The 17,125-nt window shown below is 48.5% G+C and carries 16 protein-coding genes; 12 read left to right on the top strand and 4 right to left on the bottom strand.

What is annotated here, in order from left to right:
• Nucleotides 1-59: 59 nt before the first annotated feature.
• Nucleotides 60-2,387 (bottom strand): PAS domain S-box protein, encoded by a 2,328-nt coding sequence (locus EKO24_RS23125; protein WP_127030553.1) that lies wholly within the window; start codon nt 2,385-2,387, stop codon nt 60-62.
• A 309-nt stretch (nt 2,388-2,696) separates the two neighbouring features.
• A complete protein-coding gene (gene mobA, locus EKO24_RS07375; protein ID WP_127030552.1) occupies nt 2,697-3,296 on the bottom strand; it encodes a molybdenum cofactor guanylyltransferase MobA in 600 nt (199 codons plus the stop codon).
• 120 nt (nt 3,297-3,416) lie between these two features.
• On the opposite strand from mobA, the gene EKO24_RS07370 reads away from it, so the two are divergent.
• The 3 genes from EKO24_RS07370 to EKO24_RS07360 all read left to right on the top strand — a co-directional run bounded on the left by EKO24_RS07370 (nt 3,417) and on the right by EKO24_RS07360 (nt 6,505).
• Nucleotides 3,417-3,815 (top strand): hypothetical protein, encoded by a 399-nt coding sequence (locus EKO24_RS07370; RefSeq protein WP_127030551.1) that lies wholly within the window; start codon nt 3,417-3,419, stop codon nt 3,813-3,815.
• Nucleotides 3,816-4,059: 244 nt separating this feature from the next.
• Nucleotides 4,060-5,895 carry a S8 family serine peptidase gene (locus EKO24_RS07365; protein ID WP_127030550.1) on the top strand — a complete coding sequence of 612 codons (1,836 nt, stop codon included), beginning with the start codon at nt 4,060-4,062 and terminating at the stop codon, nt 5,893-5,895.
• 16 nt (nt 5,896-5,911) lie between these two features.
• The gene (locus EKO24_RS07360) at nt 5,912-6,505 is read left to right on the top strand and encodes a hypothetical protein (RefSeq protein ID WP_127030549.1); all 594 of its coding nucleotides are present in this window, start codon (nt 5,912-5,914) and stop codon (nt 6,503-6,505) included.
• A gap of 64 nt (nt 6,506-6,569) precedes the next feature.
• On the opposite strand, the gene EKO24_RS07355 is transcribed toward EKO24_RS07360, so the two are convergent.
• Complete coding sequence (locus tag EKO24_RS07355) at nt 6,570-6,917, bottom strand: phenylpyruvate tautomerase MIF-related protein (RefSeq protein ID WP_127030548.1); 348 nt, start codon at nt 6,915-6,917, stop codon at nt 6,570-6,572.
• A gap of 344 nt (nt 6,918-7,261) precedes the next feature.
• Here EKO24_RS07355 and EKO24_RS07350 point away from each other — a divergent pair, with 344 nt between their 5' ends.
• The 5 genes from EKO24_RS07350 to EKO24_RS07330 are packed head-to-tail and all read left to right on the top strand — an operon-like array spanning nt 7,262 to nt 13,272.
• A complete protein-coding gene (locus tag EKO24_RS07350) occupies nt 7,262-7,738 on the top strand; it encodes a formate dehydrogenase subunit gamma (protein WP_127030547.1) in 477 nt (158 codons plus the stop codon).
• Nucleotides 7,735-9,288: a formate dehydrogenase beta subunit gene (locus tag EKO24_RS07345; RefSeq protein WP_127030546.1), complete on the top strand. Its 1,554-nt coding sequence runs from the start codon at nt 7,735-7,737 to the stop codon at nt 9,286-9,288. Before EKO24_RS07350 ends, EKO24_RS07345 begins: the two co-directional genes overlap by 4 nt.
• 21 nt (nt 9,289-9,309) lie before the next feature.
• A complete protein-coding gene (gene fdhF / locus EKO24_RS07340) occupies nt 9,310-12,159 on the top strand; it encodes a formate dehydrogenase subunit alpha (RefSeq protein WP_127030545.1) in 2,850 nt (949 codons plus the stop codon).
• Between the two features lie 45 nt (nt 12,160-12,204).
• Nucleotides 12,205-13,053, top strand: coding sequence for a formate dehydrogenase accessory sulfurtransferase FdhD (gene fdhD, locus EKO24_RS07335; protein ID WP_421743905.1), 849 nt, complete (start codon nt 12,205-12,207; stop codon nt 13,051-13,053).
• A gap of 6 nt (nt 13,054-13,059) precedes the next feature.
• Nucleotides 13,060-13,272, top strand: a complete 213-nt coding sequence (locus EKO24_RS07330) for a formate dehydrogenase subunit delta (protein ID WP_127030543.1) — start codon at nt 13,060-13,062, stop codon at nt 13,270-13,272.
• Between the two features lie 139 nt (nt 13,273-13,411).
• Here the strand turns inward: EKO24_RS07330 and EKO24_RS07325 are convergent, their stop codons facing one another.
• A complete protein-coding gene (locus EKO24_RS07325) occupies nt 13,412-13,894 on the bottom strand; it encodes a C40 family peptidase (RefSeq protein ID WP_127030555.1) in 483 nt (160 codons plus the stop codon).
• A gap of 185 nt (nt 13,895-14,079) precedes the next feature.
• Here EKO24_RS07325 and EKO24_RS07320 point away from each other — a divergent pair, with 185 nt between their 5' ends.
• The 4 genes from EKO24_RS07320 to EKO24_RS07305 all read left to right on the top strand — a co-directional run bounded on the left by EKO24_RS07320 (nt 14,080) and on the right by EKO24_RS07305 (nt 17,014).
• Entirely contained in the window at nt 14,080-15,042 is a 963-nt protein-coding gene (locus EKO24_RS07320; protein WP_127030554.1) for an ABC transporter substrate-binding protein, read from the top strand.
• Between the two features lie 22 nt (nt 15,043-15,064).
• Nucleotides 15,065-15,790, top strand: a complete 726-nt coding sequence (locus EKO24_RS07315; protein WP_421743904.1) for an ABC transporter permease — start codon at nt 15,065-15,067, stop codon at nt 15,788-15,790.
• On the top strand, nt 15,787-16,602 hold the full coding sequence (locus tag EKO24_RS07310; protein WP_127030541.1) for an ABC transporter ATP-binding protein: 816 nt from the start codon (nt 15,787-15,789) through the stop codon (nt 16,600-16,602). Before EKO24_RS07315 ends, EKO24_RS07310 begins: the two co-directional genes overlap by 4 nt.
• A gap of 151 nt (nt 16,603-16,753) precedes the next feature.
• A complete protein-coding gene (locus tag EKO24_RS07305; protein WP_127030540.1) occupies nt 16,754-17,014 on the top strand; it encodes a hypothetical protein in 261 nt (86 codons plus the stop codon).
• The last annotated feature ends 111 nt before the right edge of the window (nt 17,015-17,125 follow it).

The raw sequence follows: 17,125 nt of genomic DNA, 5'->3' as shown, positions 1-17,125 counted from the left end.
GTTATCGCCACGTTCATCACCGGCTTTATGCCGGGCAAAGACCAGCTCAATCCACAATATTAACCAGCGGTCAATGCGTAACTTCTAATATGTTCGGCCACCCGTGCAGCATCTTCCGTATGCGTAATGTCTTCCAGAAGCATGATAAACTCGTCGCCGCCCAGATGGGCAAGCAAATCCACTTTACGCACTCTAGCCACGAGATCCACTTTTCGCAACCGGCTCGCTATTCTTGCCGCGACTTGTTGCAATAATTCATCGCCGGCCACATATCCCAAACTGTCATTAATCACTTTAAAGCGATCCAAATCCAGCATCATTACTGCAAGTTGTTTACCTTCACGCCGTTCCACCTCGATACTGTGCCTTAATCGCTCAAGCAACAAACGGCGGTTAGGCAGTTTGGTGAGTGAATCATAAAAGACCAGATCGTGGATAGTTTCCTCTGCCTTTTTATATTTAGAAATATCATCGAAAGTTGCAATGTAGTTAGTCGCCTTACCCTCAGCATTGGTCACAGCGGTAATAGTAATCCGTTCAGGATAGATCTCTCCGCATTTGCGCCGGTTCCATATCTCCGATTGCCAGTATCCGTCGCGAGCCAAGCTTTCCCACATCGTTTGATAAAACTTTGCATCTTGATGTCCGGACTTGAGCAACGCAGGCGTATTACCCACAGCTTCTTCGGCGCTGTACCCGGTAATTCTGGTAAAAGCTTGATTAACCTTGAGAATAACCTGACTTGCATCGGTAACCATCATGGCTTCTTGAATATCGAAGGCGATAGCGGCAATACGAAGATCGGCTTCAGCCTGTTTACGCCAAGTAATGTCGTATAAAGCCACCAAACAAACGGCACCCGATGCTTGCTCAACCAATGACGCATTCGCCAGCACGGTTTTAGTCGATCCGCTGCGGCACTGTATGCTGAACTCTACTGGATTAAACTGACTATCACTATGTACTACCATTCCCTGCCAGCTAGCCGCCATCGATTTCCGATATTCCGGATCGGAACCGGCAGCCTTTGACCACCAGTCAGCCAAAGTTGGAATATCCTCCAACGCATAACCGAATGTTTGAATAAATGCAGGGTTCAAAAATGTGATGTTTTGCCGATCGTCACTCACTACCATTGAGATCGGGGATGCATCGATAATCGAACGTAGTCTTGTTTCAATGATTTTGTCTTCCAGTCGGACCGCAAGCAACGCATTAAAACCGTCGACCATTTCATTAAAACTGTCGCCAACTTCGCGAAGTTCATCGCGCGTCCCCAGATCGATACATTCGTCCATATCTCCGCTGGCGAATACTCGCGCAGAACGGATAAGCGAACGCATGCTGCCAACCATCGCGTAATAAATTCCTATAAAAAAATAAGGCACCACTAGCAATAACAAGACAGCAATACCGAGATAAAGATGTAAGTTATTTTCAGTGTGTTGCACGCGTGTAGTAATCAGTGCCTCTGCCTTTGGCAACAAGAGCTGCGCCATCTGCCGGTAGCCTTTGTCTATAACAGCCGTGACTGTTTTAAAGTAATCTTCAGAAGATGTAACAAAATGCCCGCTAATGATATCCGAGCTCACAAGATCGATAACTTGATTCATCGAATCGACTATATCTTTAGTTGCCGCCGATAACGGGCTTTGTATTTGAGGATTAAACCGTCCCGTCTTTTCAAGGTTAATGACAAGAAAGTTAAGCTCGTGACGAAGTTCGGCAATCAGGACGCCCATCTCGAATTGCTGAGGTGCCGAGATTTGTTTTTTTGCCAAAATCCCGGTGCCTAGGGCACGTATTTGCCCAAGCCTCTCAAGTGCCTGCGGCATTTTGTTGATAATCGTATCGATCAAATAAAACGCATCGATATCCGAGCCAAAGGTCAGCGCATAGTCATCGGCAATATGCGCCTCGAATACCAACATCCGGTCGACCAAATCGGTATGCAATGTGCAGCTCCGGTCTGCCGTCCAGTGCGGCCAATCTTTTCGTAAACTATTCCAGTCAGCTTTAAGCCGCGTCCAATCTTCACTCAAAATCAAGCCGGCAGGCAACTGCTGCGCTATCAAATCAAAAGCCGCTGCTATTTCGATTTCCTTAGTATCGATCGCACTACGCATTGCTTCGTTGCCGCCAAGAACGCCGGTCGACAGTCCGCAGTGCTGCTGCATGAATTGCACAGCTCTGGAAATAGGCTTGATCAATTCAAGACCTTCCAATTGTCTTTGCGAGGTGCGAGCGACCTGATTAAGACTTGCATAAAGCCCGTATACAACCACGGCAATCGCGACAAAATATATCAGCCCCAGCACTATAAATTTTCGGGTGAAATTCAGCCGATTCATCAGGACAATTGCAGGGGCAAACAGCTTATTCTTCATTGATCTTATTTCCTTAATTCACGGCATCTATGATACAGCGGCAAAAGCACATCCATTGTAAATATAAGCCTAACGGCGCATTCTTCCTGTTCAATACCCCTGCTACTTTTTAAAATTCAGTCAGAGAGAAATGTTTTATCGAACGGATGCTTAAATACGAATTAAGAGCTAAATCTGACAATGGAAAATCAGATGCTTAGTCCAAGCAATGATCAAAATAAAAATGTTTTTTGTAACGTCTTGAAATCACATACCTGGATATTTTTAGCTCTTAATTCACCTTTAAATGAAAGATAACGGCCTCGAATTCTAACTGAAATGATTAGCTTCCTCCAACTTCGATAACTCTGTCATCGTGTTAACATTACAGAATATTTCCGGTTCGTTGCTGAAATCCACCTGTACTAAATTTTGCCTAACCAGCCAATCCGCGACTTTATGCTGACCGTCAGCTAAATAATCTTGCAGACTGGCTTGCAATCTCGCCCTTACCGCCAAAATAACCGGATGCAGCCGAGCCCCGTCGAAAGCGACAGCAACATCGGCATTATTCTCCGAACAAGTTAATAACAGCTTTTGCAGATGTTCGCTTCTAATTAGCGGCGAATCGCAAGGGATAACTACCAAAATATCGGCATCAGCGTGAATCATTGCGGTTAATATGCCGGCTAAAGGACCATCGAAATTGCCGGTTTGATCGCTGATAACCGGCCACCCGAACTGCCGATATTGGTCAATATCCCTATTGGCATTTATAAGCACATAATCCACAACAGGAGCCATCGCAGCAACAGCATAACTGATCATCGGACGGCCTTTAAAATTCACCAGGCCTTTATTCTGGTTATTCATTCGTCGGGCGCGGCCGCCGGCAAGAATCACACCCGCTACTTTTGTTTGACTGTTCATAATGGTAAGCTTTGAAAATCATTAGTAAATCTTTAACCGAACAGCTATTCTCGCAAGCCTGTCATTTATTGCAAGCTGCGCATACTTTTTCACTTTCTAACTTAGGGATGAAAATCATCAATGAAAATTAAATACGCCTCCTCCGTTTTCGGTTTTGCTTTGGTTGTCCTTGCTTCAGGCTGCGCCACGGAACCCGAAAAACCGGTAGAACCCGCAGAACCCGCACCGTTTGTCAGCGACTACCCTACCCGGGACCGTGTCGAATACGTTTTAAATTGCGTTGCCCAACACGGCGGCCTGACCTATATTAGCCAATATGCTTGCGGCTGTAAGATCGATAAAATTGCTGAAAAACTGAACTTCTCTGAATACGAAGCCGCAAAAACTTTTACTTATTTAACTAAAGGTCAATCCGGGGATGCCGCAGCAGCCATGCGCGATCCAGCCCAATCCAAAGATTTGAGAAAGCGCCTTAAAGAAGCGGAAGAACAAGCCGAAAAAAGCTGCTTTGTAAAATAGACGGCCCAATTCACTAGAATATTTCGCTGCTAAAATCGATCTTAGCAGCGAAAACGAGTCGTGAATCCAGATTCTTCGCCTCGCTGTATATCACGCTACTAACGTTATGCTTCAAATTAAACTTTAAGGTTAGTTGCTGGTTTAGAAAATAAATACTTGCCACACAACATCTTTTCATAACGGAAATCAGGATATTAGCTTATGATTAAAACAGCGTTAACCTGATTTTTTAAAGGATATTTCAATGCTTCCAAAGTCGTTTATATTCAAGTTGCCTGCTGCCGCACTGTTTGCATTGACTGTTTCCTCCGGAAAAAATGTGGCAGCCTCGACTGCTTGGGATCCTGCCACCCCGGATCGTGTCACCGTTAGCACTATTGACCTCGGCAATAACCGCTACACTAACGTGGTAGCAACCTTCAACTCCGTGATCAGCATCGGTAACGGCGCGCCTACCCACAACTACGACTCTTACGATCCCGCTACAGGACTGCTAACCATCAGCACTATTAAAGTAGGCACGGCTACTTATAACGACGTGGTGATTGCGATAACCGGCGTAATCAGCGTAGGCGGTGTCACACCGATTAATGCTACTGAACCATCCACTGAAATTATTCCGAACGATCCATTATTTGCAGACCAATGGCACCTGAAAAATACAGGCCAAACAGGCATTGATAGGGTTGCCGGCAAAATAGGCGAAGACCTAAACGTCTCGCAAGCCTGGGCTTCCGCTACCGGCAAAGGTATCCAGATCGCCATTATCGACGACGGACTCGATATCCACCACGAAGACCTTAACGTAGTAGCCGGCAAGAGCTGGAATTACATCACCAATACATACGGCGATCCATCCTCAACAATCGGCTCTCACGGCACCAGCTGTGCCGGTCTGGCAGCGGCTAAAGGCAACAACGGCATTGGTGTGACAGGTGTAGCCTACAATGCCAAACAAGTCGGCTACAACCTGCTATCCGTGACGACCAGCAGTTTTGATGCCGATTCGGTTACCAAAGACCTGCAATCCAACCATATTTACAGCAACAGCTACGGTGCGGCCGACAATAACGGCTTACTTGAACCATCCGCTGAGGCCTGGCAGCAAGCCATTGACACCGGTATTAGCACCGGACGGCAAGGCAAAGGAGTGATTTATACCTGGGCGGCCGGCAATGGCGCGCCGGAGGATCGCTCCGACTATGACGGCCAAGCCAATTACCAGGGAGTGCTGGCAATCGGATCGCTTAATGATCAAGGCACAAAGTCCTCCTACTCCGAGCCTGGCTCCAACTTACTGGCCATGGCCTATGGCGGTGAGTATTGTTCCTCCCACGCCGTCACTACGATCGATATTACCGGCATAGAGGGTTCTAACGACGGAACTTCGAATCCCGAGGACTACATAGGCCAACCAAATTACACCCGCTGCATGAACGGCACCTCGGCGGCGACACCTGAGATATCCGGCGTCGCGGCATTATTATTAGAAGTTAATCCGGCACTGTCTTGGCGCGATGTACGCGCCATTTTGGCTCAAACCGCACGTAAAAACGATCCGACACATTCAGACTGGATAACTAACGGCGGAGGCTTTCATATTAATCACAATTACGGCTATGGCGTTGTCGACGCCGCAGCCGCTGTGAATTCGGCTAAAACCTGGAAGAATATCCCAGCTCAAAAGACGGCCACTGCATCCGCCAACCTGACTACTCCGTTGACTATAGCCGACAACAATGCCGCAACCACCAGCATTATCAAATTATCAAATAGCGGCATCCATAAACTCGAATTTGTCGACATTAATATCACCAGCAACCATCCTGAGGTAGGTGATTTGAAGATCACCTTAACCAGTCCGGCTGGCACCTCCAGTACACTGACCACTGTACACGACTGCAAGCTTGAAGACATTACCGTTAGCTGCGGCTCTTCCCTAAACGACGGCATGCGCTTCGGCGTAGTCCGGCTAATGGGAGAAGCCGCTGACGGCAACTGGACATTATCGGTGCGTGACGGCAGACCCCGTGATACCGGCAAGCTGATTGCGTGGAATATTAAAGCCTATGGTTATTGAGCAAGAGACTATTAACATGAACCACAACAACAGCAATTTTACTTGCACTGTTCGGCCTACTGCCTTATCTCGTTGGAGCATTAACACCTCTATCGGTATTCTTATCGCAACGTTCAGCTTCAATGTGACTGCCGAAACAACCACACATTACTATGACGGTAACACTCAACACGCAATCAAACTTCAGCCCAACCTGGTGGCTGAGTTCGCGTCCAATGCATCGGCGCAGGCTCGCAGCACCGAAAACGCCAATACCAAACGGCCGTTCGTCACTATCCGTAAAAACGTCCCTCTAGCCAGCCGGGCAGCCGGTTCAGCGACCAGCCAATCGCCGGTATTTCGCGAAGGCGACTCTCCGGCCGGCCGTCTGATGGCCTTGCCTGGCGGGGTCATCGTCAATTTCAAACCTGACTGGACAGACGACCAAATCCAGCTCTGGGCTAAAACTCATAGTTATGTTATTAAGCAAAAACTCAACATCCTGGGTAATTGGTACGTTATTGACACGCCTCCAGGGCTAATATCGCTGCAAACCGCCAACGATATTCACGAGACGGGTGAAGTACTATCAGCCAGTCCCAACTGGTGGAAGCAGACGGTTACCCGTTAAGGCTGCGCCGCAGATATTAAAAGCAAATACATACCGTTATGAGTAAGCCGCTTTGATAGATGATTTATCCAAAAGTAGATCCGTTCCAACCCCATAAATTTCCTGGACAATTGCTAAACTCAATATAAACGCGCTCCGCTGCTATCGACAAATGGTTTGCCAGCAATACGCTGATAGAGGCCGAAAGCGACTTAGCTTGCTGGAGACTAAGACCGATACTTTTACACTCGACATACGCTAATGGTTCGCTGCTTCCTCCAAATAGCATATCCTTATCCCCCATTAGCTCGACCATGACATAGCGCTCAGGTTTACCGGTTTCTTTAGCGAGTAATTGTGAAAACTGGCTGAGTAACTTTGGAGATTGCTCTTTGCTAATAGCAATATTAGTTGTTAACTTTAGATACGGCATAAGATCCTCTTAAATTGAAATGACTAAGGCAAAACGCGTAGCGAATAAATACTGAATCTCTCTTAATCAATATTCATCGAATAACACCGCTACTGTAAGCCTATACGTAAATAATCTATTGCTCAAAAGCATATAAATCATTTTCTTGACTCTGTATGTCAGAAATATCCATTATAAATAGCGACATACCCGATATTCGCTAAAACACTTACTCTTTTTATCTATTTTTTAGCATTTTTACAGCAAAAATATCTTGTGCTATGCTATCGGGCACACTTAAATATGACAACAGTCAGGAACAGCCGTTGTTTTAATCAGGATGGAGCCTCCATATTGAGATGATCATGACAGAATCAGGCACCACGCAACCAACCGTGCAAGAAGTAATTGCCACCCTCAAAGACAAGCCCGGCGCGCTTTTACCTATTCTGCACGGTATTCAAAATGCTCTGGGTTATATCCCTGCCGACAGCGTTCCCGATATTGCAAAAGCGCTTAACCTTTCTCGTGCCGAAATACACGGCGTTATCAGCTTTTATCATTATTTCAGGGATACGCCGCCGGGCAAACAAACAATTCATCTTTGCCGCGCGGAATCCTGCCAAGCCATGGGCGCAAGACAACTCGAAGAACACGTCAAAAACAAGCTGGGCATTGATTTTCACGAAACCACCGCAGACGGTCAATTCTCCCTTGAACCTGTGTACTGTCTAGGTAATTGCGCCTGCTCGCCAGCCATGCAAATCGGCAAGGAAATTTACGGTCGCGTGACAGCAGACAGCTTTGATGCTGTCATTGACAATACAGAGGCATCAGCATGAGTACTGTTATCTACGTTCCTTGCGATTCCAGCGCCGTTTCATTAGGCGCTGATCGCGTTGCCGCGGCTATTGCACAAGAAGCTGCAAAGCGCGGCGTTGATATTAAACTGGTTCGTAACGGCTCAAGAGGCATGTACTGGCTGGAACCGATGATTGAAGTGTCGACCGATAAAGGGCGCATGGCCTACGGTCCTGTTCAGTCCGGCGATGTACCCGCCCTGTTCGATGCCGGCTTTACCGAAGGCGGCGCACATGCGTTAAGTCTGGGCCTGACGGAAGAGATCGACTACTTCAAAAAGCAGCAGCGCCTGACTTTTGCCCGCATCGGCAAAACCAACCCTCTCAGCTTGACTGACTATACTGATAATGGCGGTTATCGCGGCCTGAAAAATGCGCTGGCAATGACTCAGGAACAAATTGTCCAGGCGGTGACCGATTCAGGTTTACGCGGTCGCGGCGGCGCGGCTTTTCCGACCGGTATTAAATGGAAGACCGTACTTAACACCGCATCGACACAAAAATACATTATCTGCAATGCCGACGAAGGCGACTCCGGCACATTCTCGGACCGCATGGTCATGGAAGGCGATCCTTTCGTCTTAATCGAAGGCATGACGATTGCCGGTTTAGGCGTTGATGCAACGCAAGGCTACATCTATCTGCGCATAGAATATCCTCATGCTTTCGACGTACTGAATGCCGCGATTGCAACCGCTTACGAGGCCGGTTACCTGGGCGAAAACATTCAAGGCAGCGGCAAGACTTTCCATTTGGAAGTCAGACAAGGCGCAGGCGCTTATGTCTGCGGCGAAGAAACGTCATTAATGGAAAGCCTGGAAGGCAAACGCGGTCTGGTGCGTTTTAAACCGCCCTTACCTGCGATTAAAGGCTTGTTCGGCCAACCTACCGTCGTTAACAACGTGATTTCACTGGCCTCAGTGCCGGTTATTCTGGATAAAGGCGGCGATTATTACCGCGACTTCGGTATGGGACGCTCGCGCGGCACATTGCCTGTGCAACTGGCCGGTAATATTAAACATCCAGGCTTGGTCGAACTGGGCTTCGGCTTGACCCTGCGCGAACTGCTTTACGATTTCGGCGGTGGTTCCGCTTCCGGCAAACCGATACGCGCTGTCCAAGTTGGCGGCCCGCTCGGCGCCTATCTGCCCGAATCGCAATTCGACACCCCCTTGGATTATGAAGCTTTCGCCGCCATCTGGGCGGTAGTAGGACATGGCGGCATCGTCGTTTTCGACGACACCGTCAATATGGCGGAAATGGCCCGCTATAGCATGGAATTTTGTAAAGAAGAATCCTGCGGCAAATGCACTCCATGCCGTATTGGCTCCACCCGTGGCATAGAAGTCATGGACGACATTATTAACGGTCGCAACCTCGATAAAAACATTCCTTTGTTACGCGATCTTTGCGACACCTTACTCAACGGCTCTCTCTGTGCATTAGGCGGTATGACGCCCTACCCTGTACTGAGCGCTTTAAACCATTTCCCCGAGGACTTCGGGATAAATGCCGAAGCTACAGCCGCCTGATACCGATTAGAGGAGTTTAAAATGTCGATTAATAAAGAGAAAGATTTTGGCACCCCAGCCAGCACATCCGAAAACATGGTTACGCTGGAAATTGATGGTTTTCAAGTCACGGCTCCGGCAGGCACCTCGGTCATGCGAGCGGCAGCGAGCATCGGTATTGAAATCCCCAAATTATGTGCAACCGACAGTATCGAACCGTTCGGTTCCTGCCGCCTTTGCCTGGTGCAAATAGAAGGCGCTAGAGGCTTGCCCGCATCATGCACTACGCCTGTTGCAGAAGGTTTAAAAATCGTCACCCAGAATAAAAAGCTGGCCGACGTGCGCCGCGGCGTAATGGAACTGTATATTTCCGACCATCCGCTGGATTGTTTAACCTGTTCGGCCAATGGCGATTGCGAACTGCAAGACATGGCCGGAACCGTCGGTTTGCGCGAAGTGCGTTACAACCCGGTTGAAACGCACCTGAATGCAGTCAAGGATCAAAGCAACCCTTACTTCAGTTTCGATCCCAGCAAATGTATCGTTTGTTCGCGTTGCGTCAGGGCTTGCGAAGAAACCCAAGGCACGTTTGCATTAACAATTGACGGCCGCGGCTTCGATTCCAAAGTATCTCCGAGCCAAAACCAACCTTTCCTTGATTCCGAATGCGTATCCTGCGGCGCTTGCGTACAAGCCTGCCCGACGGCAACGTTGATGGAAAAATCGGTAATCGATAACGGCCAGCCGGAACATGCAATCGTAACGACCTGCGCTTATTGCGGCGTCGGCTGTTCATTCCGCGCGGAAATGAAAGGCGAACAAGTTATCCGCATGGTTCCTGCCAAAGACGGCAAGGCCAACCACGGCCACTCTTGCGTCAAAGGCCGTTTTGCGTTTGGGTACGCGACTCACAAAGACCGCATCACCAAACCGATGATCCGCGCCAGCATTAAAGATGCCTGGAAAGAAGTCAGCTGGGAAGAAGCGATTAGTTATGCAGCATCCGAATTGAAACGCATCCAAGCCAAATACGGCAAAGATTCAATCGGCGGCATTACTTCATCGCGTTGTACAAACGAAGAAACTTACTTGGTGCAAAAACTGATACGCGCCGGCTTCGGCAATAATAACGTCGATACTTGCGCGCGGGTTTGCCACTCGCCGACCGGCTACGGCTTGAAGCAAACGTTCGGCGAAGCGTCCGGGACTCAGGATTTCGATTCGGTCATGAAAGCCGACGTGATTATGGTGATTGGCGCAAATCCGACCGACGGCCATCCGGTATTCGGTTCGCAAATGAAAAAACGCCTGCGTCAGGGCGCGAAACTGATTGTGGTCGATCCGCGTGAAATCGATCTGGTCAAAACCCCGCATGTCAAAGCCAGCCATCACCTGAAATTGCGTCCCGGCACCAACGTCGCAATGATCAACGCATTGGCGCATGTTGTCGTGACCGAAAATCTGCTTGACGAAGGTTTTGTCAATGAGCGTTGCGATGTCGCAGCTTATAACAAATGGAAAACCTTTATTGCCGACGAACGTCACTCTCCTGAAGCCAGCGAATCGGTAACCGGTATTCCAGCCTCTGAACTTAGAGCTGCCGCACGGCTTTATGCATCCGCTAAAAACGGCGCGATTTACTACGGTTTGGGCGTAACCGAACACAGCCAAGGCTCTACGACAGTTATCGGCATCGCCAACCTGGCGATGGCTACCGGCAATCTGGGGCATGACGGTGCCGGCGTTAATCCGTTGCGGGGACAAAACAACGTACAGGGTTCTTGCGACATGGGCTCATTCCCGCACGAGTTCCCTGGATATCGCCATGTATCCGACCCTACAACGCACCAGCTGTTTGAAAACGCATGGCAAACCGAGCTCAGCAATGAGCCGGGCTTGCGTATTCCGAACATGTTCGAGGCGGCGCTGGACAAGAGCTTTATGGGCTTGTACTGCGAAGGCGAGGACATTGCCCAATCCGATCCGGATATCAAACATGTTCATGCCGCGTTACGGGCTATGGAGTGCGTGATCGTGCAGGATATATTCCTGAATGAAACCGCTAAATTCGCGCATGTGTTCCTACCTGGCTCATCATTCCTGGAAAAGAACGGCACGTTTACTAACGCCGAACGCCGTATTTCACCGGTGCGTAAAGTCATGTCGCCGTTGGCCGGCTACCAAGATTGGGAAGTTACCCAGATGCTGGCTAATGCAATGGGCTATCCGATGAATTACAGCCATCCGTCGGAAATCATGGATGAAATCGCGCGGCTGACGCCCAGCTTTGCCGGCGTCAGCTATGAAAAAATCGAGCGCCTCGGCAGCGTGCAGTGGCCTTGCAATGACGAAGCACCTGAAGGTACGCCGATCATGCATACCGAGCACTTCTTGCGCGATAACGGCAAAGGCCTGTTCATGCTAACCGAGTTTGTTCCAACAACTGAGCGCGTAAACGCCAAATTCCCGTTAATCCTAACCACCGGCCGTATTTTGTCGCAATACAATGTCGGCGCGCAAACACGCCGCACGGAAAACGTCGCTTGGCATTCGGAAGATCGTCTGGAAATTCATCCGCACGATGCCGAAGACCGCGGCGTAAACACCGGCGACTGGGTTGGTATTAAGAGCCGCGCCGGCGAGACGGTACTGCGTGCGTTGGTAACGGATCGTGTACAGCCTGGCGTTGTCTACACCACGTTCCATTTTCCTGAATCCGGCGCTAACGTGATTACGACCGATAACTCCGACTGGGCGACTAACTGCCCTGAGTACAAAGTAACAGCCGTACAAATCACCAAAGTCAGCCAGCCTTCGGAATGGCAACAGCAATACAGCGCGTTCTCTGAAGAGCAGCTCGAACTGCTGGAGCAAGGAATCGGCAATGACTGACGGCAATGCCGTCGGTTTTCGGCTGCATGGATACAGGAGATAATCGTGCAAGGAGCGACTGCCGAGCCGTTATCGTTAGAATTAGGCTGGCCCAGCTATCAACAGATCACTGTTGATCGCTGGCGCGACGGACAGCATGACCAACGGCACGACTATATTGCCGAAGAAGTGCCTATTTCCCTAATCTATAATGGGGTGCCGCATGTTGTCATGCTGGCAACCCCAACCAATCTTGAAGAATTCGCGCTGGGCTTCAGTATTACCGAAGGCATCATCAAAAGCCCTCAGGAATTACTATCGGCGCGGGTTTACAACCGCTCAAACGGTATTGAAGTCCAAATAAAAATTCCCGACCAACGCTTCCAATGCATGTCCGACAAAGGCCGTAACTTAACAGGCCGTACCGGCTGCGGATTATGCGGCGCCAGCACGCTAAAACAAGCCATCCGCCAGCCGAACCCGGTTAACGGAGGCTTGACGGTATCTGCCGCCGAATTACGCTCCGCATTAACAGATATCAAACAACACCAAAAACTAAACCAATTAACCGGAGCTGTGCATGCTGCTGCGTGGGCCGTTCCCGGACAAGGTATTTTAGACATTAGGGAAGATGTAGGCCGGCATAACGCGCTGGACAAATTAATCGGTTTTTTATTGCGCAACGGCAAAGATTTGTCCGCTGGCTTTGTCGTCGTTACCAGCCGCGCCAGTTATGAAATGGTACAAAAAACCGCATGGATAGGCATTACGCTGCTTGCAGCCATTTCCGCACCTACCGGGTTAGCCATACGTCTGGCTAATGAGGCAGGCCTCACCTTAATCGGTTTCGCCCGTGATGATCAACATGTGATTTATACCCATCCGCAACGCTTAACCCATAGCAACTCTCTGTAATTAAAGATGAAAATTGAAAGACTTATTAAAATGGCTAATGACATAGGCAATTTCTTTAACTCGGAACCCGACAAGGAAATTGCTGCGGAAGGCATAAAAAACCACATTTTAAGATCTTGGGATCCAAGAATGCGTAAATCGATTATTGCTTACTGCCAAGAAGACGGGGCTGAATTAAACGATTTGGTCAAAGCTGCTATCAGTAAGCTTCCTGCTTAAAATGCATACTCCCCTTTGCATATCCGGCGAAAAGCGCTGCTGCCGGATATGCAGAGCATACGTTAGGCTCCCACTAGCGTTATCTTCCATGTAGCATCTAAACTAAATTTCAACGGCGTTTTATAACCTGAACCTGCCGTCACGGACGGCGAGCACAACTAAACCGGCTTCCCCAATAGCGATTCTTAAGACTGGACAGCATCACTTTTCCGGAGCGCCGGCTAGGTGCATGAATAAAATCATCATTGCTGACATAAATACCGACATGGGAGAATGGCTTGCCGTCGGTATTGAAGAAAACCAAGTCGCCCGAATGAATATCGTTTTTTGGAACCTCGGTAAGTGACTGGGCCATTCCCTGAACAGTACGCGGCAACATGATTCCTTGACGCTCATAGACATGCTTCACAAAACCGCTGCAATCAAAGCCTTCCTCCGGTGAGCTTTTACCGTAACGATAAGGCGCGCCCTGCAAACTCAGCGCATAATTGACAACTGGCGAACGATCAGCCGCAACAACGGGCTTGGTTTCAGGGGCACTGGCGCAACCGGAAAACAAAGCGATTACGGCGAACCAGACACCACAAATAAAAAAATAGCGATAGTTCTTAGCAATGGACATATTCACAAATCTATGCCTGAGTATGAGTAAAAATCCTTATAAGGATAGGCTATTGCATTGAAATTACAAACATACTCGCACCAATCTTCGCGTCCAGATAGAATAGCCGGCTTTCACCTCGTATTGAGACAATTTTTATGAAAATTAAAGCTGAGTTGTGCAGCTTGTCTGCTCAAACGAAACTTATGCCATTTGGGTATAAAGTCTTTGTTATCTGCCTATGTCTGCTTGCTTCATGCAGTAGTTATGCTGCGGAAAAAACCGTTATTCGCATTGGCGTTCAAGCTTCCGGCACGGCCGATTGGGAATTGGCAGCCCTACAAAATATCCACCCGGAAGACTTTCAGCTGAACATACAGCGTCTAGCCAATACCGAAGCAGGCAAAATTGCTCTACAGTCCGGCGCTGTCGATATGATTGTGTCCGACTGGATTTGGGTTTCGAGAATGCGCGCTACCGGTTCCGATCTTACTTTTTACCCTTATTCGAATACTTCAGGCGCACTGGTTGTGGCAAAAGACAGCCCTATCCATTCACTGGCAGAGCTCAAAGGCAAACGCTTGGGAATTGCCGGAGGCGAGCTGGATAAAAACTGGCTATTACTACAAGCTTTGGCGGGACAAGAACAACTGGACTTGAACGCTTCGGCAGAAAAAGTCTTCGGTGCGCCGCCTTTAATCAACGAGCAAATCAAGCAAAATCGTATCGATGCAGCCCTGACCTTCTGGCATTTTGCCGCCAAACTTGAAGTTCAAGGTTATCGTCAGATCATTGACGGCAAAGGTATTTTAAGAGGCTTAGGCATTCAGGAAGATGTTCCTAGCCTGGGTTATGTGTTCAAGCAAAGCTGGGCAAATACCCATAAGCAAGCTGTGAACAGTTTCTTTAACGCCAGCAAACAGGCTAAAAATCAGCTATGTACATCCGATAACGCTTGGCAAAAAATCGTTCCGTTAACCCAAACCGACGATGTAGCCACTCAAGCTAAATTGCGCCAGCGTTATTGCGAAGGCGGCGTTGATCATTGGGGGGAAGCGGAACAGCTAGCAGCAAACCGTATTTATACGATGCTTCGAAAACTAAGCAACAATCAGCTAACAGGACAATCAGAGAATCTGCAACCCGGTACGTTTTGGTCGATTGAATAATTTGAGTAATTTTAAGCGTTTTTTGCCAACCCTATCATTACTGGCTTTTTTGGCACTTTGGCAAGGATTGGCCCTCTATTTGAACAGCAATACGCTACCCACTCCGGAAGCGGTCGCCAAAGTTTTCTGGCAAGGCTGCGTGTCAGGGCAACTGCTATTCCACTTAGGCGTTACCTTGCTGCGGCTGTTGGTCAGCTTTACCATTGCAATGCTATTGGGTTGCGCGATCGGCATAATGTTGGGCCGCAATAAAAAACTCGATGCGTTCTTTGATAACTGGCTGGTGATCTTTCTAAATGTCCCGGCGCTGGTCACTATTATCCTGTGCTATGTCTGGTTTGGCTTGGTTGAATCGGCAGCGATACTTGCTGTCGTTATCAACAAGCTGCCCAATGTCATTGTCACGATTCGTGAAGGCACTCGCGCATTAGACCAGGATCTACTGGAAATGGCGCGTTGTTACCGTTTCGGCAAGCGAAAAACCCTGGTTCACGTTATTTGGCCGCAACTGCACCCGTTTGTGATGGGCGCAACACGCTCAGGCTTGGCTTTAATCTGGAAAATCATTCTGGTGGTTGAATTATTAGGCCGCAGCAACGGCATGGGCTATCAACTGCATCTATTCTTTCAACTGTTTGACGTTGCAAACATTCTGGCTTATACGATTGCTTTTGTTGCCGTGATCCAACTGATAGAGCTGCTGGTTCTAAAACCGTTGGACAGAAAAACATTGCGGTGGCGCCGATGACCGACATTCAAATCGATATCAAAAACAAAACTTATCCGGCCGCGGCAAGTCCAAGTATCAGCGACCTCCGGCTGTCGCTAAAATCAGGGGAGTTTGTTTGCCTAGTCGGTCCGTCAGGCTGCGGTAAAACCACGCTATTGAATATTATTGCCGGTCTGGATGATGATTATGATGGCGAAATTCTAAGTTACACAGGCTCTCAGCCGGTTTCGACATTTCCAATCTCCATGAATGAAAGAAACGTCGACTTCTGCCGCAACAACCTGAACATCACTGGACTAAGACACCCGCCGCCAAAGATCGGTTACATTTTCCAAAATCCGCGCCTGCTGCCCTGGCGGACAGTTAGGGAAAATATCGAACTGGTATTGGCTGACGATCAGTCGCCGGAAATTATTGATGCATTACTTGAAGACATGCAGTTAACGCAGGCTCAGCATGTTTATCCCGAACGCTTGTCATTGGGCATGAGCCGACGGGTCGCGATTATCAGGGCGTTTGCTGTAGATCCTGAAGTATTGCTGATGGACGAGCCGTTTGTATCGCTGGATGCGCCAACTGCGAGACAAGTCCGGGAATTGTTGTTAAAACTGTGGCAGTTGCGTCCGCACACCGTTTTATTTGTGACTCACGATTTACGAGAAGCGATTGCGCTGGCTGATCGCCTCGTGTTTTTGTCTAAATCGCCGATGCACGTTGTTAGCGAAATTACGGTGCCTATCGCCCGAAGTGAACGCGATAATGAGCTTGCTATTGAATCGTTCAGGCAGCAATTGCTGCAAAATCATCCCGAAATAAGGCAACTTTTGTGACCGCTTTGCAGCTCGAAAAACAGTTGCGAATTCACCTAAAATATCTGATACTCTTTGGCCATCAAGCCTTGTTACAGAGGACTCATGTCAGGCAACGCTGCCGATTTGTCCGGCGGGGCTTGCTGTACAAACTACCCAAGGTTAATATCATATGAGAAAAGTAATTATCTTAGGCTTGACGGCTGCTGTTATTGGACTGGCTTCATTTACTGCATCTGCCGGCGGCGATGCTCAATACCCTGCGGCAAATTTTCAGCCTAAAGTCATTTATATAGACAAAGATTTAGTCAAATCATCACCTGCATCATCCGATTCAACCAGATGTCCTCCTCAAAAAGCCGAAGAGAAAGTCGCTGAATTTGACCCTAAATACCCTGCCGCCAATTTTGCGCCAAAAGTCATTTACCCATAAGCTGACTTTGAAAACGCATTCTTAGTGCGTGTTTTAAAAGTAGCCATTGAGTTGCAAAACCTGCAAAATTTAAAATTTGCAATGGCTAAAAGAAAACACCGCAAGCGCTAC

Source organism: Candidatus Methylobacter oryzae, from assembly GCF_003994235.2.
Classification (GTDB): domain Bacteria; phylum Pseudomonadota; class Gammaproteobacteria; order Methylococcales; family Methylomonadaceae; genus Methylobacter_A; species Methylobacter_A oryzae.
This window is presented reverse-complemented; position numbering and strand designations above follow the sequence as displayed.

Coding starts and splice junctions, on each gene's coding strand:
- EKO24_RS23125 (WP_127030553.1), bottom strand. CDS start 2,387: ATGAAGAATAAGCTGTTTGCCCCTGCAATTGTCCTGATGAATCGGCTG.
- mobA (WP_127030552.1), bottom strand. CDS start 3,296: ATGAACAGTCAAACAAAAGTAGCGGGTGTGATTCTTGCCGGCGGCCGC.
- EKO24_RS07370 (WP_127030551.1), top strand. CDS start 3,417: ATGAAAATTAAATACGCCTCCTCCGTTTTCGGTTTTGCTTTGGTTGTC.
- EKO24_RS07365 (WP_127030550.1), top strand. CDS start 4,060: ATGCTTCCAAAGTCGTTTATATTCAAGTTGCCTGCTGCCGCACTGTTT.
- EKO24_RS07360 (WP_127030549.1), top strand. CDS start 5,912: ATGAACCACAACAACAGCAATTTTACTTGCACTGTTCGGCCTACTGCC.
- EKO24_RS07355 (WP_127030548.1), bottom strand. CDS start 6,917: ATGCCGTATCTAAAGTTAACAACTAATATTGCTATTAGCAAAGAGCAA.
- EKO24_RS07350 (WP_127030547.1), top strand. CDS start 7,262: ATGACAGAATCAGGCACCACGCAACCAACCGTGCAAGAAGTAATTGCC.
- EKO24_RS07345 (WP_127030546.1), top strand. CDS start 7,735: ATGAGTACTGTTATCTACGTTCCTTGCGATTCCAGCGCCGTTTCATTA.
- fdhF (WP_127030545.1), top strand. CDS start 9,310: ATGTCGATTAATAAAGAGAAAGATTTTGGCACCCCAGCCAGCACATCC.
- EKO24_RS07330 (WP_127030543.1), top strand. CDS start 13,060: ATGAAAATTGAAAGACTTATTAAAATGGCTAATGACATAGGCAATTTC.
- EKO24_RS07325 (WP_127030555.1), bottom strand. CDS start 13,894: ATGTCCATTGCTAAGAACTATCGCTATTTTTTTATTTGTGGTGTCTGG.
- EKO24_RS07320 (WP_127030554.1), top strand. CDS start 14,080: ATGCCATTTGGGTATAAAGTCTTTGTTATCTGCCTATGTCTGCTTGCT.
- EKO24_RS07310 (WP_127030541.1), top strand. CDS start 15,787: ATGACCGACATTCAAATCGATATCAAAAACAAAACTTATCCGGCCGCG.
- EKO24_RS07305 (WP_127030540.1), top strand. CDS start 16,754: ATGAGAAAAGTAATTATCTTAGGCTTGACGGCTGCTGTTATTGGACTG.